Source organism: Actinomadura harenae (assembly GCF_003696215.1).
GTDB classification, from domain to species: Bacteria; Actinomycetota; Actinomycetes; order Streptosporangiales; family Streptosporangiaceae; genus Spirillospora; species Spirillospora harenae.
On the sequence record NZ_RFFG01000021.1, the window covers coordinates 1 to 22,536 of the forward strand.

Sequence of the window (22,536 nt, forward strand, 5' to 3'; positions counted from 1 at the left end):
CCCGCCGCTGCTCGCGGCGGTCGCCGGGCTGGCCGTCGCGCTGCTCGGCGCCTTCGCCGCGTCCCGGCGCGCCGGCCGCGTCCGCCCCGCGGAGGCCCTGGCCGACGCCGTCGTGGACGGCCGCGTCATGACGGTGGGCCGGTGGGTCTGGAGCCTCCTCTACCTGCTCGCCGCAGGCGGCTACATGATCTCCTCCATGAACGCGCCCGCCTACCAGCTCCGCGCCCCGGGCATGCGCGGCCCCGACAGCAAGGCGACCTGGTCGCTGGAGATGGGCACGATGGTGATCATCGGCCTGGCGATGTTCGCCCCGCTGCTGGTCCCGCCGCTGGTCCGGGCCCTCGCCCTGCCGCTGCCGATGCTGAACGGCGCCGCCGGCCTCCTGGCCGGACGGAACGCGCTGGCCTCGGCCCGCCGGACCATCTCCACGGCCACCCCGGTGTTCCTGGTCGTCGCGCTCACCGGATCGGTGGTCGGCGCCGGGCTCGCCTTCGCGGACGCCCGCGACACCGAGGCACGCAGCATGGCCGCCGCCCCCTACGTCGCGTCCCCGTCCACGGGGCCCGCGCTGGCACCGGAGACGCTGCGGGCGCTGCACGCCAAGCCCGGCCTCCTGGCCGCCACGACCGCGAGCGCCATGGTGACGGGTCTCGGCGTAGGCCCGCTCAGCAGCGACGAGAACGCCGCCAACGCGCCCATCCCGTACCGCGCCCTCGTCGTGAACGGCGACCCCGCGTCGGCGTGGCGGCTGCACGTCACGTCCGGATCCCTCCCGCAGTTCACCGGAGCGGCCGTCGCCGTCTCCTCCGAACTCGCCCGCGCCTACGGCTGGCGCGTCGGAGACCGCCTCAACACCCGCCTCCCCGACGGGACCCCGGCCGCGCTCCGCCTGGTCGCCACGGTCCGTCCGTCCTTCGGGCTGCCCGAGGTGCTGCTGCCCGGCTCCGCGCTGCGCCGTCCCGTCCCGGCTTCGCGCGCCTACCTGGCCGAACGTCCCGCCGCGCCCCTCCCGGGCGTCCTCGTCTCCGCGGCCGGCGACCGCCACGACCCGGACGCCGCGACGGCGGCGCACTTCCAGCGGCTCACCATCCTGGCGATCCTCGCCCCGGCCCTGCTGTACGCGCTCATCGCGGTGGTCAACACGATGGTCATGTCCACCCGCGACCGTGTCCGCGACATCTCGGCGCTCACCGCCGTCGGCGCCACCCGCCGCCAGGTGTCCCGCGCCGTCGCCGCCGAGACCACCCTGACCGTCCTGACCGCCGCGCTCCTGGCCCTGGCCGTCACGGCACTCACGCAGATGGCGGTGGTCCGGACCATCAACACGTCCATCCTCACCGGATCCGCCCGCGTCCCGTACACGCTGCCCTGGACGGCGCTGGCCCTGAGCGCCCTGGTCTGCCTGGCCCTGGCGGTCCTCTCCGCCCTGACCTCACTCCGCCCGGTCCTCCGAAGCACCTTCCCGCCACCCAGCCGAACGCGGGCCTGACTCGGCGATGCCGGTTCCCCACATGCCGGGGAACCGGCCTCGCCGCACATACCGGCAGAGAGGCTGAAACCGCCGCTCGCGTACTGATCCCCGTGGCCCCCCGCGACACCTCCCGCGCCTGCCCCAAGGGCCGTACCGCCTGTCGCTCCCGCCGGCACCCGACGCCTGACGGATCCGACTCCTCACCCGCCGTCCCTTCAGGGGCGGCGGGCTTTCGACATGTAAAGGACACTTGACATTGGGCCTGGGGTGACAAGTACGCTTTACATGTGAGGAGCGGGATCGAGGCGAAGCGGTACACGCCCTCCCTGCCGCAGGTCCTGTTGACGGCCCGCTTCTTCGGTATCGGGGTGGAGGACGTGTTCGACATCGAGGAGCAGTAGCACCATGACCAGCACTCTTGCGGCTCGGCGGACGGTTCCCGGGTTCTTTCTGGGGGTCGGCGTTGTGAGCCTGGTGGCCGCCGGTGTCGGCGGCCACACCCTGCTCGGGCTGGGGATGCTCGCGGTCCTGGCCCTCTGCGCGTTCGGGGCGCTGATGCTGGCGCGGCGGAGCGAGGCGTACCGGGCGCTCACAGAGGAGGTCGACGAGCGTTCGCTGCACATCAGCGGGCGCGCGTGGGCGGGCACCGGCGTGGTGCTGACCATCGCCAACCTGGGCGGCTTCGTCGGCGGTCTGGCGTCCGGGCACAACGGTGCGCCCTTCTTCTGGCTGATCGGCCTCGGCGCCGTCGCCTACACGGCGTTCGCCGGCATCTTCCAGCAGGCCGGCTGAGACGCCCCTCAGGCGGCGGCCAGGATCTCCACGTTGTGGGTCGCGAGTCGTTCGAGGACGGCGTGGTCCGGTGCGGCGTCGGTGATCACGCCGGTGACCTCGTGCCAGGGGAGCACGCGGAACCGTGAGGCCGTGCCGATCTTCTCGGACGAGGCCAGGACGTAGGTGTCGGCGGCGCGTGCGGCCAGGGCGCGTTTCATCGCGGCCTCCTCGGCGTCCCCGGTGGTCAGGCCCGCCTCCGGGTGGACGCCGGTGACGCCGAGGAAGCACAGGTCCGCCGAGACGTTCTGCGCGGCCTCCATCGTGACGGCGCCGCAGGCGACCGCCGAGTGCTTGAAGATCCGGCCGCCCAGCAGGAGGACCTCGGCGCGCGGATGCTCCAGCAGCGCGACCGCGACGGTCGGACTGTGGGTGATGACGGTGCAGGTCAGGGTCGGTGGGAGCTGGCGGGCGACGGCGAGGGCGGTGGTGCCGCCGTCCAGGATCAGGGTGCCGCCCGGACGCACCAGGGCGACGGCCGCCGCGGCGACCTTCCGCTTGCCGTCCGGGGTGACGCTCTGCCGGGACGCGTAGTCCGCGACGGCCGGGGACACCGGGACCGCTCCGCCGTAGACCCGGTGGCACAGCCCCTCGGCGGCCAGTTCGCGCAGGTCGCGCCGGACGCTGTCCTCGGAGAGGCCCAGATGGGCGGCGACGTCCTTGGCGACGATCTTGCCCTCGCGGGCGAGCAGGCCCAGCAGGTGGTCGCGCCGTTCGGCAGCCAGCATCCGCGTTCCATCCTGTTCTTGCACGGTCTTGCACGTTCGTGTGTACTGTAGCGCGCCATGACCGACAATCCGACGCCCGGCCGTCCCGGTATCGATGTCCCCGACCACCGCGGCCGCACCGGCCTCGACCGTGCCGGACGCGGGCTGGACCGCAACCCCGGCGTTCTGATCCGGGACGTGGAGCTCACCTCGCAGGGCTGGCACGTCCTACGCCGTACCACCTACGACTACAGGCGCCGCGACGGACGCTGGGAGACCCAGCAGCGCGAGACGTACGACCGCGGCAACGGCGCGGTCGTCCTGCCCTACGACACCGCGCGGCGGCGTGTGCTGCTCACCCGCCAGTTCCGCTACCCGGCCTACGTCAACGACCACCCGGACGGCATGCTCGTCGAGGCGGCGGCCGGGCTGCTCGACGGCGACGCGCCGCTCGCCGCCGTCCGGCGCGAGGCCGCCGAGGAGCTCGGGGTGACGCTCGGCCCGCTCACCCACATTCTCGACGCCTACATGAGCCCCGGCTCGATCACCGAGCGCCTGCACTTCTACGCGGCCCCCTACGTCCCGGCCGACCGCACCGGGCAAGGCGGCGGGCTGGAGGAGGAGGGCGAGGACATCGAGGTCCTCGAACTGCCCTTCGCCGAGGCCCTCGCCATGGCCCGCGACGGGCGCATCACCGACGGCAAGACCATCCTGCTCCTGCAATGGGCCGCCCTCGACGGCCCCTTCGCGCCTCAGTCGCCGGAAGAACGGGGAGTGCCCGGAGCCCGGTCGTAGGTGAGGAAGACGGCTCCGCCCTTGAGGGCGGTGTGGTCGACGAGCTGCCACGCGCCGGGGTCGAACGCGGCGTCCCGTCCGAAGAGCGGGATGCCGGAGCCGATGGTGAGCGGGCTGAGCTTGACGATCATCCGGTCGATCTCGCCGTAGAGCGTGCCGGCCAGCCGTCCGCCGCCGACGAGCCAGATGTCCTTGCCGTCCTCGCGCTTCAGGTCCCGCACCGTCGCGACCGGGTCGCCGGCGACGAGCTCGACGCCGGGGTCCGGGCTCTCGGCCAGCGTCCGGGAGAAGACCAGGTGCCGCAGGTGGGCGTAGGCGTTGGTGACACCGGCCGCGAGGCCGACCTCGTAGCTGCCGCGGCCCTCGAGGACGGTGTCGAAGCGGACGCCTTCGGCGGTGACGCCGAGCGCGGCGCGGGCCGGGCCGGGCAGCGTCTCGGGGTACTCCTCGATGAGGTGGGCCAGGTAGTCCTCGGACGGCGTCCAGAAACCGCCGGGGCCGGTGGGGTCGGATCCGTCCGGGCCGGCGATGAAGCCGTCGAGCGTGGAGGCGATGTAGTAGACGAGCTTGCGCAAAGGGCGTCCTTCGTTCGATCGGTGGGGCGTCAGGCCGTGGCCGGGGGGAAGGGAGGGATGAGGCGCTCCACCGCCTGCGCGACCAGGTCGTCGCGCTCGGCGCCGGTGAAGACGTCCGGGAGCGTGAGCTGCTCGACGATCAGCCAGTTCATCGCCAGGTACATGAGCAGGACGGCGGTCGCGTCCCCGGGCAGGCCCGCGGCCTCGTGCTGGCTGATGTTCTCGTCGATGTCGGCGCGGACCCGCTCGGTCAGCAGCGCGCGCAGCTCCGGTCTGCGAGTGGCCTCGAGCCGGAGCTCCAGCAGCGCCAGGTACCCGGACCGGAAGGCGCTGACCCGGCCGACGGACCCCCGCAGCATCGCGCGGTACGACTCGGTGTCCCTGGCGAGGTCGAACATCTCGGTGAGCGCCTCCTCGGAAGGCCGGAGCCGTTCGTAGACGCGGACACCGGCCTGCACGAGGAGGTCGTCGCGGTTGCGGAAGTAGTTGGACGTAGTACCGATGGGCACCTCCACCTCCTTGTCGACCGCCCGCTGGGTCAGGCCGCGCGCCCCCTCGCGGGCGAGGACCTCGATGGCCCCGTCAAGCAGCGCGGCCCGCCGAGCCGGGTTCCGACTCATCTCGACTCCCTCCCTCGTCTTGATGTGCCCTCAGCTAACCACATCAAGCGAAGTACTTCAATTGCAGTAGTTGAGGTTTCGTCGATCAGGCGGGAGTCCGTTCGCGACGGCGCGCCCGCGCCTGGGCGGGGAGCTCGATCAGGCGGACGCCGAGCGTGGTGAGCGCGAATCCGATCAGGCCATGGGCCAGAGAGAGCCACGGGTCGATGCCGCCGCTGTTGTTGATCAGGTCGTCCAGCCCCTTGTCGGCGAACGGACTCGCCGCCAGGACCAGGGCGGGAACGGCGGCGACCGTCAGGAGGGCGCAGGCGCGGCGGCCTTCGCGGCCATGCGCGAGCGCCGCGACGACCAGGACCGTGACCAGCAGCAGGACCCCGAACCGCAGCCGGTTCCAGTCGGCGCCATCGCGACTGAGCCGCTCCAACGACACCTTGTCCGACGTGGGTGCGTACCCGAACAACAGCGCGAAACCCTCGTTGGAGGAGGCCACGGCGAGGACGCACGCCATCGCCGCAGCCGTCCGGACGCGAACGCGGCCGAGCAGGCGCATGCCGTGGCGCGGACCGGGCGACGCGACCAGGGACGCGGTGGCCAGCAGTGCGAGAGGGAGCGCCGTCCCCGCCATGGAGGCCGCCAGCGAACCGAAGACGCTGGAGTCGAAGAATGTCCCGTGGAGCGCCAGGACGACCTGGACGCCGGTGACCCCGCAGGCCCCGCGGGCGGCCGCCGCGCGCCGCCCGCGCCAGGCCAGCACGGCGACGACCGTCCAGGCGAGCCAGTACGGACCCATCCCGAAGTGGGCCGCCAGCGTGTGCGGCGTCGACCAGGAAGGACGTTCGCCGAGCGAGGCCATGCTCGGGATGTCGATGACGAACCGCACGCCGTCCGACAGCAGTTGCAGCATCGCGAGGAACCCGGCGACGGCGAGCGCCCCGGGCCAAGCGGACGGCCCGTCGCCCCCAATGGAGGCCCGCAACCGGATCCGAACCGCGCCCTTCAGCAGATCGACGGTGTCGGCCAGCGACGGGCGGGTCTGCCCAGGCCGCGCGGCCGACATCAGGACGTCCAGCATCTCCTGCTCATGGACGGCGCGGTGGGCCGCCGGGTACCCGGCCAGCAGGCGGCGGTAGCGATCTTCGAGTGTGCTCATCGGAGTCCCTCCGGCGTGGGCCCGGCGACCGCCGGGGAGAAGAAGGTGGAGGCGGGGCGGGCCGCCAGCCGCCGGGCCGCGACCTCGGTGCGACGCCGCAGCGCGTCGACCTCGGCGGCGAGCGCGGCGGCCCCGTCGTCGGTGAGGCGGTAGTAGCGGCGCAGCCGCCCGTCGACGACCTCCTCCCGATCGGGGGCGATCAGCCCCTCGCCCTGAAGCCGGTCGAGCGCCGCGTACAGCGTCCCGGCCCGCATGCGAGTCCGCCCGCCGGAGATGCGATCGATGTCGGAGATGATCCCGTACCCGTGCTGGGCGCCATCGGCCAGCGCCGTGAGGATCAGGAACGTCGGCTCCTGCATGGCCTTACTCATGTGCTCTTTATATACAGATCATCTGACTATGACAAGATCAGGCACCCCACCGAACCTCGACACGACCCACCACGACCATCGATCCCCGAACGCGACACTCAGGGAGCACCCACGGCCCGCGATCTCACAGCTGCACAAGGCGCAGCCGGTGTAGCTTGCGGAGACGCCTGAACTTGAGTCTCGAAACAGGATGCGAGAGTCAAGGCCGGACCCATCACGTCCCGAGGCCGCTGCTTCCCCGGAGAATCCATGAAGGGGCTCACGAGAATCCAGACCTTCGGGCGGCTTCCCGTCGGCGATGGTTTGAACGATGTCCTTCAGGTACTCCAGCGAGCCCATGCCGATCAGGTCGTGGGAGATGAAGGAGAAGTCGTCGGCGGGGAAGCTGGTCCTGCCGAGCCGTGTGTTGTGCAGGATGCCGCCGCACAGGATCAGGTCGTCGGCGAACGGAGTGGTGGCGAGGGCGGCGAGGAAATCGTCCTGGACGTGCTGGTGGCCGAGCGGCGGGGGTTCCAATCCTCCGGCATCCTGATCCGGCGGTGCAGGCTTCCGTCAGTGAGATCGCCGAAGGGGAGCATCGCGCTCACCGCGCTCGCTCGATGAACTCCACCGTGTCCGGATCCATTCTCATTCGCCGGACGAGACGTCCCTCCGTTTCGAAGGGGAGCCTGAAGAATCCGTGATTGACGCCGGCCGGTGGACGGTGGGCGAGGTGGACATCGACTGCGGTGTCCTCGATTCGGCGGCGGCCGGGCCACCAGTACTTGAAGATGATGTTGCCGGTCACGAGGGCGCCGCAGCGACAATCCGGATAGGCGGTCATCAAGTCGTGGAGATGTCCCTCGGCCGGGCCTGGCAGGCCGCGCTCTCCCGCGTAGGGGTTGGGAGTGAAGTGGGACGCGTCGGCGCGTCCGCCGCGCAACCGGCCTGCGGCGTCGATGGAGAACCATGCGCTGTCTCTCAGGCCCGGTGACCTGATGATCCGGCCCTCGAAGTGGCGGTGGACGGCGCGAAGGATCCGGAGATAGTCGTCGAGGACCTCAGGCGGCAGTTGCTGGAAGACGTCGTCCCACCAGTCGAAGGTGCCCACGGTTCTGACGATGGCGGACGTTTCGCGTCAGGGTCAACCGCGATTCCGGCCCCTGGTCTCGCGCAAGCAGCTTGACCATGCGAAGTCGTGGCCAAGCTGCCTCTCCTTGCGACGCGGTGGGTCAGGCGGCGGTCTGGGTCAGGTGGAGGCGGAGGAGGGTCGGGAGGGCGTAGGACCAGGTGGGGCCGGAGCGCCTGGGGGTGGCCAGGTGGTGGTCGGCGAGGTGTTCCAGGAGTTCCTCGGCGTCGGACTCGGGGATGGCGAGGGCCTTGGACAGGTCGATGGGGGTGGCGGGGCCGAGGGCCAGGACGGACAGGGCCCGCCGGGCCGGGGCCTGGAGGGACGAGGTGACCCGGGCGTAGGAGGTCTGGAGGTTCTGGTCGTCGGTGGTGAGGAGGTTGAGGCGGCGGTGGTCGTCGCTGAGCCAGGCGGCCAGGTCGGACGGGAACCAGTGCGGACGGGACTGGAGGAGGGCGGCCGCGGCGCGGATCGCGGAGGGGAGGCCGTCGCAGAGGCGGACGACGGCCGGGCCCGGCGTGGCGCCGGTGAGGGCGGTGAAGAGGCTGGTGGCCTCGTGGTCGGGGAGGGGCGCCAGGCGGATCGTGGCGGTGTTGTCCAGGGCGGTCAGCGGGCGCCGGGCCGTGATGACGACCGAGCAGGTCGGGCCGCCCGGGAGGAGGGGGCGGACGCGGGACTCGTCGGAGGCGTCGTCGAGGAGAAGGAGGATCCGGCGGTCGGCGGTCAGCGTCCGGAAGAGGGCGACGCGGTCGGGGAGCGGGTCGGGGACAGCGTCCGGGGGAACGCCGAGCGTGCGGAGGAAGCGGACGAGGATCAGGCCGGGGTCCTCGGTCAGGTCGGCGTAGAGCTGCCCGTCGGGGTGCGTCGCCTGGAGCTGGTGGGCCAGGTGCAGGGCCAGGGCGGACTTGCCCGCCCCGACCGGCCCGGTGACGACCAGGACGGGAAGGGACGTCGGGGGCGCGGTCGTCAGGGCGGTGTGCAGGGCGTCGATCTGCGCGGAACGGCCGATCAGCAGGGACGGCGCCGGAGGCAGCTGCCGGGGGCGGAGCGTGGCGAGAACCGGTGAGGCCGTCGAGGTCGTCGCGGGGTGGGCCGGTTCCTGGCTGAGGATCGCGGCCTCCAGCTGGCGCAGCTCGGGGCCGGGTTCGAGGCCGAGGTCCTGGACCAGGGCGCGGCGTCCCTCGCGGTAGACGGTCAGCGCCTCCGCCTGCCGGCTGCCCCGGTACAGGGCCAGCATCAGGACGGCGCGCAGGCGCTCGTCGTAGGGATGGGCGTCGACGAGCGGGCGCAGTTCGAGCGCGACCGCGTGGTGCAGTCCCAGCTCGAGCTGCGCCTCCGCCTTGTCGCAGACGGTCTGGAGGCGCCGTTCCTCCAGGTGCTCGGCGTGCCTGCGCAGGAGGGCGCTGCCGACGTCGAGCAGCGCCGGGCCGCGCCAGCAGGTCAGCGCCTTGGCGTACAGGGCGGCCGCGGCCGACGGGTCGGAGCGCGCCGACCACGCCTGTTCCCTGAGTTCCTCGAACAGGCCGAGGTCGGTCTGGCAGTACGCCGGGTCGATGAGGTAACCGGGGGGACGGGTGACGAGCACCCGTTCCGGGGCCTCGAGTCCCGCGGCCCTGATCGCGTTGCGCAGGGCGCTGACGTGGCCGTGGACATTGGCGAGGGCGCTGCGCGGCGGCGCCCCGTCCCAGAGCGTTTCGATCAGCTCCGAGACGGGGACGACGTTCCCCGCCCGCAGCGCGAGGAGGGCGACGAGCGAGATCCGGTGCGGTCCGCCGAGCGGCAGCGCACGGCCCGCGACCTGGACTTCGATCTCGCCGAGCAGGCTGACGTACACCTCCTGGAGCGTACATCGAAGATCAAAAACTCGCCCCTTTTACCGGCGTCACACCGCGGTGTCAATGGTGCTAACCCGTCAGTGCCGTCAGTGGCCGGTCAGTGAGCGGTCGGCCTCCTCCTGTAGTTCGTCCAGGTCACGGGTGGTCTCGGCGGTGGGCAGCGCGTCCGGCAGCAGGTCCTCCAGGTGGCGCAGGCGCCGCAGGCGGAGGCCGGCGAGGCCCCAGCCGGTCAGCAGGACGCCCATCACGGCCAGGAGCCAGCCGAGCGAGCCGCCGCGTCCCGCCCCGGTGAGGGCTCCGGCGCCCGCCGCGAGGGGGGCCGTGCTGAGGTAGCCGAGCGGGGTCATGGCCGTGGCCATCATCTGGTTGGTGGCGAGGACGCGTCCCTGCAGCTCCATGCGCACCTTGAGCTGGATGATCGCGAGCCAGTGGGTGTTGATGATGCTCGTGGAGCCCCAGCGCAGCGCGAGGCCGAGGGCGACCAGCGGGACGAGGGCGGTCACGCCCGCGAGTCCGGTGACGACGGTCGCGATCCCGGCGACGACGACAAAGCCGATCATGCCGTCGGCGAGCCGCCGCGTCCCGCCCCAGCGGACCATCAGGACGCTGCCCAGCACGGCGCCGAGCCCGCCCGCCGCGGTGACGACGCCCAGCTCGACGGCGCTGCCGCGGGCCAGGACCATCGGGGACACGACCGAGAGGGTGAGCGCCGTGAAGTAGTTGACGCCCATGAAGTAGACCGCCATCACCAGCAGCGGCGGGCGTTTGACGATGAACCGCCAGCCTCCGGCGAGCGCCGAGCGGAACGACTCCTCTCTCCTGCGGAACATCCGGTTGGGGAAGGGCACCGCCACGAGGGTCAGCAGGGCGATGACGAACGTGGCCACGTCGACCGCGACGACGGTCGGGAGGCCGGCCAGGCCGATGAGGGCGCCTCCGGCCAGCGGGGCCACCAGCGTCCCCAGGCCGAGACCCGCCTGGGCCAGGGCGTTCGCCTGCGGGAGGTAGGGCTTCGGGACGAGTTGCGCGACGGCCGCCAGGTAGGCGGGACGGTGGAAGGCCGACACGACCGACAGGACGGTCACGACGCAGCAGACCGCCGCGAACGTCAGGCCGCCCCGCCAGAGGAGGAGCGCGGTGGCGGCCATGGCGAGGCCGCTGAGGCCGTCGCAGGCGAGCATCACCTTGCGCCGGTCGTGGCGGTCGGCGATCGCGCCGCCGAGGGGTCCGGCGAGGACGGCCGGGAGGAGCGCCAGCATCGTCACGAGGGCGAAGTTCAGCACCTGGCCGCTCTGCTGGTACGTCCAGACGCCGAGGGCGAAGGAGCTGAGCGAGCTGCCGACCATGGACGCCAGCTGTCCCGCGGCGACGATGTGGAACCCGCGCATTCCCGACTTCGCCAAGGGCGCCGTCTCGGTGTGCGGTTCGGGCGGCGGCGGGTCGGCGACGAAGGAGGCGAGGGTCTCGGGCTGGTGGCGGAGGAAGTAGTGCCCGGCCAGGGGGACGACGGAGAGGGAGACCTCGGGGGAGAACGCCTCCCATTCGCGGTAGCGCTCCTGGTAGAGGTCGGTCGCTCCGTCGCTTTCACCGACGATGACCTGAATCGGGGCGCGTAGCCTCCGCGGGTCGCTCAGGCGCTTGGTGAACCAGTCCTGGGCCTGCCGGGCGTCGTGGCGGATCGCGCGGACCGCGGTCTCCACGGCGGGCCCTTCGAGGTCCTCGGGGAGTCCGCCCATGGAGCGGAGCGCGTCGCGGTAGGCGCGGTCGGACAGCCACCGGTCGGCGGGAAGGCGGCGGTTGAACCACGCGGACAGGCGTCCGGGCAGGCGGGCCGTGGGGAAGCTGCCGCCGACGTGGACGCCCGTGACGACGACGCCGGTCTCCTCCAGGCGCAGCGCGAGGGCGGTCGCCAGGGCGGAGCCCACGCAGTGGCCGTAGACGGCGATGGGGCCGGTCGTCCGTTCGGCCAGTTCCGCCACGCACTGGTCGACGACGTCCTCCAGGGGACGCGTCGGCTCGTCCGGACGGGCCGGGTCGTGGCCCGGCAGTTCCAGCGCGAGGACCTCGGTCCCGTCCGGCAGCGCCTCCGCCAGCGGGCGGTAGACGGCGGCCGATCCGCCTCCGTAGGGGACGCAGACGATCGTCGCCGTCGGGGTCCCCTGGCGCGGGCCGCTCAGGCGGTGCAGCAGCCCGGCCTCGCCGGTCGTGCCGAGCCTGGCGGCCAGTTCCCGGACGGTCGGGTTGGTGACCAGGTCGATGACCCGCAGACCGGGGTCGATCGCCTGGACGGCCTTGACCGCCTGGAACGAGTCGCCGCCCAGGGCGAAGAAGTCGTCGTCGGCTCCCACGCGTTCCAGGCCCAGCAGCTCGGCCCAGATCGCGGCGATGCGCTTCTCCGCCTCCGATTCCGGCTCCGCGAAGTCGGTCTCGGGGGCGTCCAGGGGAAGGCGCGCGCGGTCGACCTTGCCGTTGGGGTTGAGCGGCAGCTCCGGCAGGAACGTGATCGTGGACGGGACCATGTAGTCGGGCAGGAGGGCGCGGAGGATCCCGCGCGCCCCGGCCGCGTCCGACACGCCGTCCTCGGCGCGTTCGTCGGTGACGAGCCAGGCGGCGAGGCGCCGCGCCGAGCCCGTCCCGACGGCCAGGACGGCCGCCGCGGTGACACCCGGCAGGGTCCGGCAGACCGCCGCGACCTCGCCGGGCTCGACGCGGTAGCCGCGGATCTTCACCTGGTCGTCGATCCGTCCGAGGAACTCGACCACGCCGTCGGGCCGGACGCGCACCCGGTCGCCCGACCGGTAGTACTCGCCGAAGTCGGCGCCCTGGAGGTAGCCGCGCGCGACCTGGGGTCCGCCGATCCACAGCTCGCCGGGCAGGCCGGGCGGCTGCGGGCGTCCCCGGGCGTCGGCCACGAGGCACCGGACGCCGGGCAGCGGACGGCCGAGCGGGACGTTCGCGGTGCTGCGCGCCTCGTCCAGCGCGGTGCAGGTCAGCACCGCCACCGTCGTCTCCGTGGGCCCGTAGTGGACCTGGACGTCCAGGTCGGGCCGCACCTCGGCGATCATGTCGACGAGCGACCACGGCACCGCCTCGCCCGCCAGCACCAGCAGCCGCTCGGGCAGCACCGACGCCAGGTCCCCGTGCGAGGCCAGCAGTTCCAGATGGCTGGGCACGCACTTGAGGAAGTCCACGCCCTCGATCCGGGCGGCGAACGCCTCCGGGTCGGCGGCCGTGTCACGGTCGAACAGGTGCAGCGTCCCGCCGGTCGTCAGCGCCCCGAAGACGTTCAGCATGCCGAGGTCGGCGGCGATCGTGGAGACCAGGGCCCAGGAGCGGTGCTCCCCGACCCGGGGGAGGACGCCGTCGAGGTAGGCGGCGACGTTGCCGTGCTCGACGGCGACCCCCTTGGGCGCGCCCGTCGACCCGGACGTGAAGATCACGTACGCGAGGTCGCTCCCCGCCGTGCCTCCCGTGCCGTCCGTGTCCTCCGTGCCCTCCGGGCCGTCCGTCGGGGTGAGGCCGGTGAGCGCGATGTTGGTGACGTGCTGGGGAAGGTGCTCGGCGAGGTCGGCGGTCGTGACGGCGACGCGGACGCCGGCCGTCGCGCACATCGCGGCGACGCGGTCGGCGGGAGCGGCGTCGTCCAGGGGGACGAAGGCGCCGCGCGCCTTGAGGACGCCGAGCAGCGCGACCGGCAGGTCGCGGGAACGCGGCAGGAGCACCGCGACGCGGTCGCCGGGGTTCACCCCGGCGGCCCGCAGGTTCGCCGCCAGTGTGCTGGCGAGGCCGTCGAGCTCGCGGTAGGAGTACGCGCCGTCGAACGCCTCGACCGCGGTGGCGGCCGGGGTGAGGGCGGCGCGGCGTTCGATCCGCTCGTGGAGGCCGGTCGGCTCGTCCGTGCCGGACACGGGCGGCCCGGTGAGGACCGGGTCGGCCCCGGGGTCCAGGACGAGTTCGTCGAGCGGGCCGTCGGGCGCGGCGACGAGCTGGGTGAGGACGGAGGTGAAGTACCCCGCGATCCGGCGGGCCGTGCCGATGTCGAACAGGTCGCGCCGGTAGGTGAGTCCGCCGCGCAGCCCGGATCCGTCGTCCTGGACCGTCCAGCTCAGGTCGAACCGCGCGGTCGTGGGCAGCGTCTCCAAGGCCTCGACCGTGAGTCCGGCGAACCCGGTCACGGCGCCCGGGGCCGGGTAGAGGTTCAGCAGGACCTGCAGGGGCGGCGGCTCGAACGGCTCGGAGGCGTGCGCGAACGCGTCGAGCACCTCGCCCCGGATCCGGGACAGCAGCGCACGGCCGGTGGGCGCGCCGTCCAGCCGTGTCCGGACGACGAGGGTGTCCAGCAGGCAGCCGACGAGGTGCTCGGCGTCACGGTGGCGCCGTCCCGCCTCGGGGACGGAGACGGCCACGTCGTCGCTCCCGGAGACGCGGGCGAGGGTCGCCTGCAACGCCGTGAGCAGCACCATGAAGACGGTCGCCCCGGCGTCGGCGGCCAGGCCCCGCACCCCCGCGACCAGCTCGTCGCCGAGCTCCAGCAGGAGGAATCCCGCGGCGGACCCGCCCTCCCGCGCGCCGTCGCACGGAAGGTCGAGCTCGGGTGGAAGATCCGCCAGCCGCTCGGTCCACCACGAGGAGGCCGGACGGCCGTGCTGCCACACGGCGACGTCGGGGAAGCCCACGTCGAGCGGGGTCAGCGCGCGGCCGGAGTAGAGCGCCGCCAGATCCTCGAGGAGGACGCCCCGGGAACGGGCGTCGCTCGCGATGTGATGCAGGAGCAGGACCAGGACGTGTTCGCGCGGCCCGAGCGCGAGCAGCGTCGCGCGGAACGGGACCTCCTCGGCCAGCGTGAAGGGACGCGCGGTCAGCTCCGCCAGGCGGCCGTCGAGATCCTGGACCGTCTCCACCGGAAGCGGGACCTCGGCGGGGTCGCCGGTGATCCCGTGCGGCTCGCCGTCGACGAGGACGACCCGGGTGCGGAGCATCTCGTGGCGGCGCGCCAGCCCGTTCACCGCCGCGCGCAGGGCGGGAAGGTCGAGGTCGCCGCGCAGCCGCAGCAGCACCGGGACGTTGTACGCGGTGGTGTCGGGGTCGACCTCGTTCGCCAGCCACAGGCGGCGCTGGAGCGGGGTCAGCGGCCAGGGCCCGGACGCGTCGCGCCGGGGGATCGGCTCCTCGGCGTCCCCGGTCAGGGACTCCAGCGCCCCGGCCAGGTCGGCGAGGACCGGATGGTCGAACGGCAGCCGCGGCGGCACCGCGGAGCCGAGACGCCCGGCGAGCAGCGCCGCGGCGCGGACCGCAGAGAAGGAGTCGCCGCCGAGGGCGAAGAAGTCGTCCCCGGGGCCGGCGCCGGTGACGCCGAGCACCTCGGACCAGACCTCGGCGACGAGCAGCTCGGCGGCCGACGACGGAGCCCCGGCCTCCCGGACGGCCCTGACGGGAGCGGGCAGCCGGGCCCGGTCGATCTTCCCGTTGACGGTCAGCGGCAGGGCGTCCAGGAACGTGAACGAGGACGGGACCATGGCGTCCGGCAGCGTGCCCCGCAGGGTCCGCCGCACGGTCGCCTCGTCCAGTCCGGGGGCGACCAGCCAGGCGGCGAGCCCGTCCGGCGTGCCCAGGACGACCGCCTCGGCGACGCCGGGGACGGCGCGGCAGGCGGCGGCGACCTCGCCCGGATCGATCCGGTGGCCGCGCACCTTCACCTGGTCGTCGATCCGCCCGAGGAACTCCACCATCCCGTCGGGACGGACCCGCGCCCGGTCGCCCGACCGGTGCAGCCCTCCCCGCGCCACCTGCGGCCCGCCGATCCACAGCTCGCCGGGCACGCCGTACGGCAGCGGACGGCCCGCGGCGTCGGCGACGAAACAGCTCACTCCCGGGAACGGCCACCCCAGGGGCACGTTCGCCGACTCCCGCGCGGCGCCGGCCCCGAGGCAGCCGAGCACCGAGACCGTGGTCTCCGTCGGGCCGTAGTGGACCTGCACCTCCAGATCGGGACGCTCCTGCGCGACGCGGTCCACCAGCGACCACGGCACGGCCTCGCCCGCGAGGACGAGCAGCCGCTCCGGCAGGAGCGAGGCGAGCGGCGCGTGAGCGGCCAGGGCCTCCAGATGGCTCGGGACGCACTTGAAGGTCTCCACGCCGCGGACGCGCTCGGCGAACAGCGCCGGGTCGGTCGACGCGGTCAGGTCCAGCAGGTGCAGCGTCGCGCCCGTGGTGAGCGCGCCGAAGACGTTCAGCAGGCCCAGGTCCGCGGCGATCGTGGAGACCAGCGCGTAGGACGAGGAGCGCCCGACCCGGGTCGCGACGGCGTCCAGGTACGCGGCGAGATTGCCGTGCCCCACGACGACCTGCTTGGGCGTGCCCGTGGAACCCGACGTGAAGATCACGTACGCGGGGTCCGAGGGGGCGGGCGAGGTACTCGCGCCCTCTGCGGCTTCCGGCGGGGCGTCGTCCAGGTGGTCCGTCGACAGGACGGTGAGGCCCGGTGGCAGGCGGTCGGCCAGGGCGGGGGAGGCGATGGCGATCCCGCCGTCCGAGAGCAGCCGCGCCACCCGGCCGGGCGGCGCGGTCTCGTCCACCGGCACGTAGGCGGCGCCCGCGATGAGGATGCCGAGCAGCGCCACCGGGAGGTCCCGCGTGCGTTCCATGAGAACGCCCACGTGGTCGCCCCGGGTGACGCCGAGCGCGCGCAGGAGGCCGGCGAGCCGCCGGGCGCGGTCGGCGAGTTCGGCGTAGGTGAGGGTGCCGTCGGACGCGACGACGGCGCACGCGCCGGGCGTCAGCCGGGCATGGTCGAGGAAGCGCTCGTGGACGGCGCGGGGGTCCCGGTCGGTCGCCGGGGCGCTGAGGACGTGGTCGGCTCCCGGCTCCAGGGGGAGGTCCGCGGCGGCCCGGTCCGGATCGGTGGCCAGGCCGGTCAGCAGCGCGCCGAACCAGCCCGCCAGGCGCCGCGCCGTCCCGGCGTCGTAGACGTCGCTCCGGTAGGCCAGACGGCCGCGCAGGTCCGGGCCGTCCTCGATGAACGTCCAGGTCAGAGCGGCCTTCACCGCGGTCATCGGGACGTCGACGACCTCCGCGGACAGGCCGGGGAACCCCGTCGGGGCGTGCGGCGGCGGGACGACGTTGAGGAGCGTCCCGAACAGCGGGCGTCCCGGCGCGACGCGCTCGGCCACCCGGTCGAACGGCACCTCGGCGTGGCCCACGGCGTCCAGGGCCGCGGCGCGGGCCCGCCGGATCAGCTCGCGTCCGGTGGCCTCCAGGTCGACGGTGTCCCGGACGACGAGGGTCTCGATGAAGCAGCCCATCACCCCTTCCAGGTCGGGGTGGCGCCGGCCCGCCTCCGGGACGCCGACCGCCACGTCGGGGTCGCCGACCCGGGCGAGCAGGACCTGGAGCGCGGCCAGCAGCACCATGAAGACCGACGAGCCCTGCGCCAGATCCCGGACCGCCGCGACCGTCGCCGGGTCCAGGTCGATGTCGAGTTCCGCGCCCGACCAGCCCGTGCGGGGCACGGGCGCCAGCACCGGCGCGGGGTCGAGGCCGGTGAGCCGTCCGGTCCACCAGTCCAGCGCCCGTTCGGCGGCCGGGGACGTGGCCCGGTCGTTGAGCCAGGCGGCGGCGTCGCCGTACTGGAGCGGGGGCGGGTCGAGCGCGGGGCCGTCGCCCGTCCTGAACCGGTAGAGCGCGGCGAGCTCGTCCACCAGGAGCGGCAGCGAACCGGCGTCGACCGCCAGGTGGTGGACGATGAGCGCCAGCACGTGCTCCTCGGCGTCGATCTCCATCAGCGTGGGACGGAACGGGATCTCCTCGGCCGTCCGGAACGGCCGCTCGACGAGCGCGGTCAGCCGCGCGTCCAGCTCGGCGGCCTCGATCCGCTCGCGCGCCACCGAGGGCGCGCCGCCCGGGACGGCCCTCGGCTCGCCCTCGCCCTCGCCCGCGACGATCCGCGAGTGCAGCACCTCGTGCCGCGCCGCGAGGTCCGCGAGCGCCGCCTCGAGCGCGGGGACGTCGAGGACCCCGCGCAGCCGCAGGACGACCGGGACGTTGTAGGCCGGACTGTCGGGTTCCGCGGCGCCCGCCAGCCACATCCGGCGCTGCACCGGCGAGAGCGTCCCGTCGCCGGTGCCGCGCGGGATCCCCGCCGGCGCCCGGCGCGCGGCGGCGACCCGGCGGTCGAGCAGTTCACGTACGCGGTCCTGTGACACCTCGGTCACGCGCCCGCCTCCTCTCCAGCGAGTTCCTCCAGGAGGATCCGTTCCACCTCGGCCGCGTAGTCGGCCAGGACGGGGTGGTCGAACAGCGCCCACACGGGCAGGTCGTAGCCCAGTGCCTCCCGCAGCCGGACGGTCGCCCGCGTGGCCATCAGCGACGTCCCGCCGAGCGCGAAGAACTCGTCCTCCGGGCCGAGCCCGCTCGCCTTCAGGACGGCGCCCCAGACCTCCGCGACCAGCTCCACCAGCGACCCGGCGCCGGTTCCTCCTGGCTCGGCGTCCTCGGCTTCGGCGGGTTCGTCGGCGGGATCGTCGACGACGGGATCCAGGGCGCGGCGGTCGAGCTTGCCGCTGACGGTGCGGGGGAGTTCGGAGTGCCTGATCCACATCCGGGGGACCATGTACGCCGGAAGGCGGTCCCGCGCGTGGGCCTCGATGGCGGGGAACAGGTCCTCGTCGGCGACGTCGCCGGACGCCACGACGTGCGCCCGGAGACCGGCGTCGCCGCCGGGCCCGGGGGTGGTCGCGACGTCGACGACCGAGGGGTGCTCGCGGAGGACGGCGTCGATCTCGTCGAGCTCGATCCGGTAGCCGCGGAGCTTGATCTGGTTGTCGCGGCGGCCGAGGAAGACCAGGACGTGGCCGCCTGAGCCGTCGGGACGCCAGGCGACCCGGTCGCCCGAGCGGTACGTCATGCCGCCGTCCCCGGCGGCGGGGACGAACGCCGCCGCGGTCAGGTCGGGACGGCCGCGGTAGCCGTCGGCGACGCCGGGGCCGCTCAGCCAGAGCTCGCCCGGCACGCCCAGCGGCAGCAGCCGCCCGAGCGGATCGACGACGGTCATCCGCTCGCCCGGGATCGGGTGGCCGATCGCGACCTGGGAGCCGTGCGGCGGCGCGGCCACCGGGTGGACGGTGGAGACCACGGTCACCTCCGACGGGCCGTAGACGTTCCACGCGCCCGCCGTCCGCGCCGTCAGCTCCCTGGCGAGCGCGTCGTCCAGGATCTCGCCGCCGATCAGGACGCGCAGGGCGGGACGTCCCGCCCAGCCCTCGGCGACCAGCAGCCGGAGCCTGCTCGGCGTCGCCATGATCACGGTCGCCTCGGCGGAGTCGAGGAGGGCGGCGAGCGCCCGGCCGTCCCGCGCGGTGGCGGAGTCGGCGACGTACACGCGGGCGCCGGCCGACAGCGTCGCCCAGAACTCGAACGACGACATGTCGAACACCAGCGGGGCCATCGCGACGACCACGTCGTCCCCGGTCATCCCCGGATCGGCGTGGATCGCGCCGGCGAAGGCCGCGATCGCGCGGTGCGGGATCTGGATGCCCTTGGGACGTCCCGTCGAGCCCGAGGTGAAGATGAGGTACGCCGGCCGTCCGGGATCGGGTTCGGGCAGCGCCGCCCCGGTGGCCGCCGCCATCAGCGCCTCGGCGTCGTGGAGGACCAGCTCGGGGAGCGCGTGCTCGCCGAGCACGATCGCGTGGCGGATGCCGCAGTCCTCGGCGACCATGGCCAGCCTGAGGGGCGGCAGGTCGGGGTCCATGGCGACGTAGGCCGCCCCGGCGCGCAGGACGCCCAGCAGGATCGCGGGCATCCGGTGGTCGCGCGGAAGGCTCACGCCGATCGGCTCGCCGGGGCGGATCCCGGCGTCGACCAGCGCGGACGCGACCCTTTCCGACAGGTCGAACAGCTCGCCGTAGGTGAGCACGCCCTTCGCCGAGGCGACGGCCGGACGCGCCGGGTCGACGCGCAGGATCGCCTCGACGACCGTCGCGGCGCCGGACACCGCGGCGTCCGGCAGGGCGGGGCCGGTGCCGAGCGTCCGCAGGCGGTCGTCCTCGGCGGGGGAGACCAGGTCGAGGGAGGACACCGTGCGCCCGGGGTCGGCGACGGCCTGGGCGAGCGCGTCCAGGAACGCGTCCGCGACGAGCGCGGCCTGCTCCTCGGTGTACCGGTCGGTCGCGTACTCCGCCACCAGTTCCGGGCCCGCGGCACCGGCGTTCATCAGGAGGGTGAGCTCGGTGACGGCGCCGCCCATGTCCAGCTCGCCGCCCAGCTCGACCCGGACGTCGCCGATCCGCGTCACCGGGTCCTCGTCGGGCTGGAACGCCAGCACCACCGGCAGGGGGTTGGCGCCGTGGGCGCGCGGGACGGCGGCCGCGACGGCGGCGGCGAGCCCGTCCCGGTGGCCGAACGCGCGGGTGATCCGCTCGCTCACCCGCGAGGCGAGGACGCCGAGGCCGGGATCGTCGGCGAAGTCGGCGCGGACGGGAAGGACGTCGAGGAGCGGGCCGATGACCCGGTCCAGCCCCGGACGGTCGCGGACGGTCGCGGACAGCCCGAGAGTGGTCTCGGTGCGTCCCGACAGGCCGCCGACGACCGTGGCCAGCACCGCGAGCTGCACCGCCGCCGGGGTCAGCCCGAGACGCGCGGCGAGCCCCCGGACGCCGTCCAGCAGCGCCGGGTCGACGGGCCTGCCGACCCGCCGTCCGCGCGGCCCCGGGACGCGGTCCGGGTCGCCGAGCAGGTCGTAGGGCATGACCGCCCCGGCGAGCTCCTCGCGCCAGTACGGGGCCTCGCGCCAGTACGGATCCTCGGTCGCGTCGGGGACGAGGTCGCCGAACTGGAGCGGGGGCGCGTCGGGCGCCTGCCCGGCGAGCTCCGCCGCCAGCTCCTCGCGGAGGACGCGCTCGGACCAGCCGTCGAAGACGATGTGGTCGGTGACCAGCAGCAGCTCGGCGGTGTTCGGGCCCGTCCAGGCGCAGACGGCGCGCAGGAGCGGCGTGTCCGCGGTCAGGTCGAGCGGCTTCAGGGTCGCGACCAGACGCGACACCTCTTCTTCCTGCCCGGCCGCGTCGAGCGATCGCAGATCGTGTTCGGTGACGGGGACCGGGGAGGGCGGGGCGACGCGGATGACCGGCTCGCCGTCCACGGTCTCCACGAGGCTTCGGAGCGACTCGTGGCGTTCGACGATGCCGTCGAGGGCCGAGCGGACGGCGGCGGCGTCCGCCGTGCCGGTCACCCGCAGCCGCAGGCCGATCGTGGTGGCGAGCGTCGAGGGGTCGATCTGGCGCATCGCCCAGAGACCGCGCTGCACCTCGCTCAGCAGGTGCGTCTCGGCGCGCGGCCGCGGCCGAGGGAGGGCCCGGGGCGCCTCGGCGACGAGCTCCGCCAGAGCGGCCACCGTCGGCGCGGCCAGGAACTCGTGCAGCGGCACCCGGACGCCGAGGTCGGACGCGACCCTCGCGACGACGCGGGCCGCCGCCAGGGAGTGGCCGCCCAGGGAGGCGAAGCCGTCGTCCGCGCCCACCTCGGGCAGGCCCAGGACGTCGGCGACGATCGTGGCGACCCGCTGCTCGTCGGCGGTGCCAGGCGCCCGGCCGGCGGGCGCGGCGGGGGAGGGCAGGGCGTCCCGGTCGAGCTTGCCGCCGGGGCCGAGCGGCAGCGACGGCAGGATCACGATCCGGTCGGGGACGAGCGGCGAGGGCAGCCTCGCCGCCAGATGCTCGCGCAGCTCCTCCTCGGACGCGCCGGACGTCGCGGCCACGGCGTAGCCGATCAGGCGATGGGTGCCGTCCGCGTCCGGGACGGCCACGACGGCCGCCTCCGACACGGCGGGATGCGCGGTCAGCGCGTGCTCGACCTCTCCCGGCTCCACCCGGTGCCCGCGGATCTTCACCTGGGCGTCGGCGCGTCCCGCGAACCAGAAGACGCCGTCCTCGAACCGCGCCAGGTCGCCCGTCCGGTAGGCCCAGCCGACCCCGTCCAGCTTGGTGAACCCGCCGGGGTCCGAGCCGAGGTAGCCGCGGGTCACGACCGGCCCGGCCACCACCAGCTCGCCCGTCTCGCCGGGGGCGACCTCGCGTCCCGAGGCGTCCCGGACGGTGACGTCCGCGCCCGCGATCGGCAGCCCGATCGGCACCGGGCCCTCGCCCGGGGACACCTCGTGCGCCAGGACCTGCGTGGTGCACTCGGTCGGCCCGTAGCAGTTGAAGAAGCGGATGCCGGGCGCCGCCGCGGTGAACCGCTCCACCAGGTCGCCCGGCAGCGGCTCGCCGCCGGAGTAGACCAGCCGCAGCGAGGGCGGCAGCGGCCCCGAGCGCAGCAGCGCGGAGAGCACCGGCGGCGGGCCACCCAGCGCCGTCACCTCGCCGGCCGCGGGCAGCGAGGGGAGGGCGAGCAGGTCGTCGGCGAGGATGACGGTCCCGCCGTGGACCAGCGGGCCGAAGATCTCCATCACCGACGGGTCGAACCCGATCGACGTGGACGCCAGCCAGCCGCCGGTGGCGGCCTCTCCCCAGGTCTCGCCCACCCAGGCCAGCAGGTTCAGCGCGTTCCGGTGCTCGACGGTGACGCCCTTCGGCTTCCCCGTCGACCCCGAGGTGTAGATGACGTACGCCGCCGAGTCCTCCGGGACGGGCACCCCGAAGTCACCCTCCAGCGCGTCGCCCACCTGGGCGTCGCCCTCCTGCGCGTCGTCCTCCACGGCGTCCACCAGCACCGGGGAGGCGCCGACCGGAACCCGTCCGATGAGAGACGGAAGCGTGACGACATGCCGCAGTTCGCTGTCCGCGACCATGTACGCCAGCCGGTCCAGGGGATGCGCGGGGTCGAGGGGCACATATGCGGCACCACTCTTGAGCGTTCCCAGAAGAGCGGGAACCAGATCGACACCCCGGTCCATGAGGACCCCGACGGCCTCTCCCGGACGGACTCCCCGCCGGAGCAACTCGTGCGCGATCCGGTCGGACCGCCGCTCCAACTGCTCATAGGTGACGCGCAGATTCCGCGCGACCACGGCGATCCGGCCGGGGTTCTTCCTCACCTGCACCGCAACGGCCTGCTGAATGTTCACGGCAGCCGACTCT

The 22,536-nt window shown here is 74.0% G+C and carries 13 protein-coding genes; 3 read left to right on the forward strand and 10 right to left on the reverse strand.

Annotated features, from left to right (window positions below; all coding sequences use genetic code 11):
• Positions 1-1,489, forward strand: a 1,489-nt coding sequence (locus EBO15_RS13980) for an ABC transporter permease (RefSeq protein WP_147481490.1), incomplete at its 5' end; no start/stop codon positions are given.
• A gap of 387 nt (positions 1,490-1,876) precedes the next feature.
• Positions 1,877-2,263: a hypothetical protein gene (locus EBO15_RS13985; RefSeq protein ID WP_122194808.1), complete on the forward strand. Its 387-nt coding sequence runs from the start codon at positions 1,877-1,879 to the stop codon at positions 2,261-2,263.
• A gap of 8 nt (positions 2,264-2,271) precedes the next feature.
• Here the strand turns inward: EBO15_RS13985 and EBO15_RS13990 are convergent, their stop codons facing one another.
• Positions 2,272-3,030 carry a DeoR/GlpR family DNA-binding transcription regulator gene (locus tag EBO15_RS13990; protein WP_122194809.1) on the reverse strand — a complete coding sequence of 253 codons (759 nt, stop codon included), beginning with the start codon at positions 3,028-3,030 and terminating at the stop codon, positions 2,272-2,274.
• 57 nt (positions 3,031-3,087) lie between these two features.
• On the opposite strand from EBO15_RS13990, the gene EBO15_RS13995 reads away from it, so the two are divergent.
• Positions 3,088-3,804, forward strand: a complete 717-nt coding sequence (locus EBO15_RS13995) for an NUDIX domain-containing protein (protein ID WP_122194810.1) — start codon at positions 3,088-3,090, stop codon at positions 3,802-3,804.
• On the opposite strand, the gene EBO15_RS14000 is transcribed toward EBO15_RS13995, so the two are convergent.
• The 9 genes from EBO15_RS14000 to EBO15_RS14040 all read right to left on the reverse strand — a co-directional run bounded on the left by EBO15_RS14000 (position 3,762) and on the right by EBO15_RS14040 (position 22,523).
• Positions 3,762-4,379 (reverse strand): dihydrofolate reductase family protein, encoded by a 618-nt coding sequence (locus tag EBO15_RS14000; RefSeq protein WP_122194811.1) that lies wholly within the window; start codon positions 4,377-4,379, stop codon positions 3,762-3,764. The two genes, EBO15_RS13995 and EBO15_RS14000, sit on opposite strands and share 43 nt — an antisense overlap.
• A gap of 29 nt (positions 4,380-4,408) precedes the next feature.
• A complete protein-coding gene (locus EBO15_RS14005; protein WP_122194812.1) occupies positions 4,409-4,999 on the reverse strand; it encodes a TetR/AcrR family transcriptional regulator in 591 nt (196 codons plus the stop codon).
• Between the two features lie 85 nt (positions 5,000-5,084).
• Positions 5,085-6,149 carry a hypothetical protein gene (locus EBO15_RS14010; protein ID WP_122194813.1) on the reverse strand — a complete coding sequence of 355 codons (1,065 nt, stop codon included), beginning with the start codon at positions 6,147-6,149 and terminating at the stop codon, positions 5,085-5,087.
• The gene (locus tag EBO15_RS14015) at positions 6,146-6,520 is read right to left on the reverse strand and encodes a PadR family transcriptional regulator (protein WP_233616180.1); all 375 of its coding nucleotides are present in this window, start codon (positions 6,518-6,520) and stop codon (positions 6,146-6,148) included. Before EBO15_RS14015 ends, EBO15_RS14010 begins: the two co-directional genes overlap by 4 nt.
• An 18-nt stretch (positions 6,521-6,538) precedes the next feature.
• Entirely contained in the window at positions 6,539-7,036 is a 498-nt protein-coding gene (locus EBO15_RS14020; RefSeq protein WP_122194815.1) for a hypothetical protein, read from the reverse strand.
• A gap of 67 nt (positions 7,037-7,103) precedes the next feature.
• Entirely contained in the window at positions 7,104-7,610 is a 507-nt protein-coding gene (locus tag EBO15_RS14025; RefSeq protein WP_122194816.1) for a hypothetical protein, read from the reverse strand.
• A 121-nt stretch (positions 7,611-7,731) separates the two neighbouring features.
• On the reverse strand, positions 7,732-9,462 hold the full coding sequence (locus EBO15_RS14030; protein ID WP_122194817.1) for an AfsR/SARP family transcriptional regulator: 1,731 nt from the start codon (positions 9,460-9,462) through the stop codon (positions 7,732-7,734).
• An 87-nt stretch (positions 9,463-9,549) separates the two neighbouring features.
• Positions 9,550-17,673 (reverse strand): non-ribosomal peptide synthetase/MFS transporter, encoded by an 8,124-nt coding sequence (locus EBO15_RS14035; protein ID WP_122194818.1) that lies wholly within the window; start codon positions 17,671-17,673, stop codon positions 9,550-9,552.
• The gene (locus tag EBO15_RS14040) at positions 17,670-22,523 is read right to left on the reverse strand and encodes a non-ribosomal peptide synthetase (RefSeq protein WP_122194819.1); all 4,854 of its coding nucleotides are present in this window, start codon (positions 22,521-22,523) and stop codon (positions 17,670-17,672) included. The genes EBO15_RS14035 and EBO15_RS14040 overlap by 4 nt, the downstream gene beginning before the upstream one ends.
• Positions 22,524-22,536 lie beyond the last annotated feature (13 nt).

Coding starts and splice junctions, on each gene's coding strand:
- EBO15_RS14005 (WP_122194812.1), bottom strand. CDS start 4,999: ATGAGTCGGAACCCGGCTCGGCGGGCCGCGCTGCTTGACGGGGCCATC.
- EBO15_RS14010 (WP_122194813.1), bottom strand. CDS start 6,149: ATGAGCACACTCGAAGATCGCTACCGCCGCCTGCTGGCCGGGTACCCG.
- EBO15_RS13995 (WP_122194810.1), top strand. CDS start 3,088: ATGACCGACAATCCGACGCCCGGCCGTCCCGGTATCGATGTCCCCGAC.
- EBO15_RS14015 (WP_233616180.1), bottom strand. CDS start 6,520: ATGAGTAAGGCCATGCAGGAGCCGACGTTCCTGATCCTCACGGCGCTG.
- EBO15_RS13990 (WP_122194809.1), bottom strand. CDS start 3,030: ATGCTGGCTGCCGAACGGCGCGACCACCTGCTGGGCCTGCTCGCCCGC.
- EBO15_RS13985 (WP_122194808.1), top strand. CDS start 1,877: ATGACCAGCACTCTTGCGGCTCGGCGGACGGTTCCCGGGTTCTTTCTG.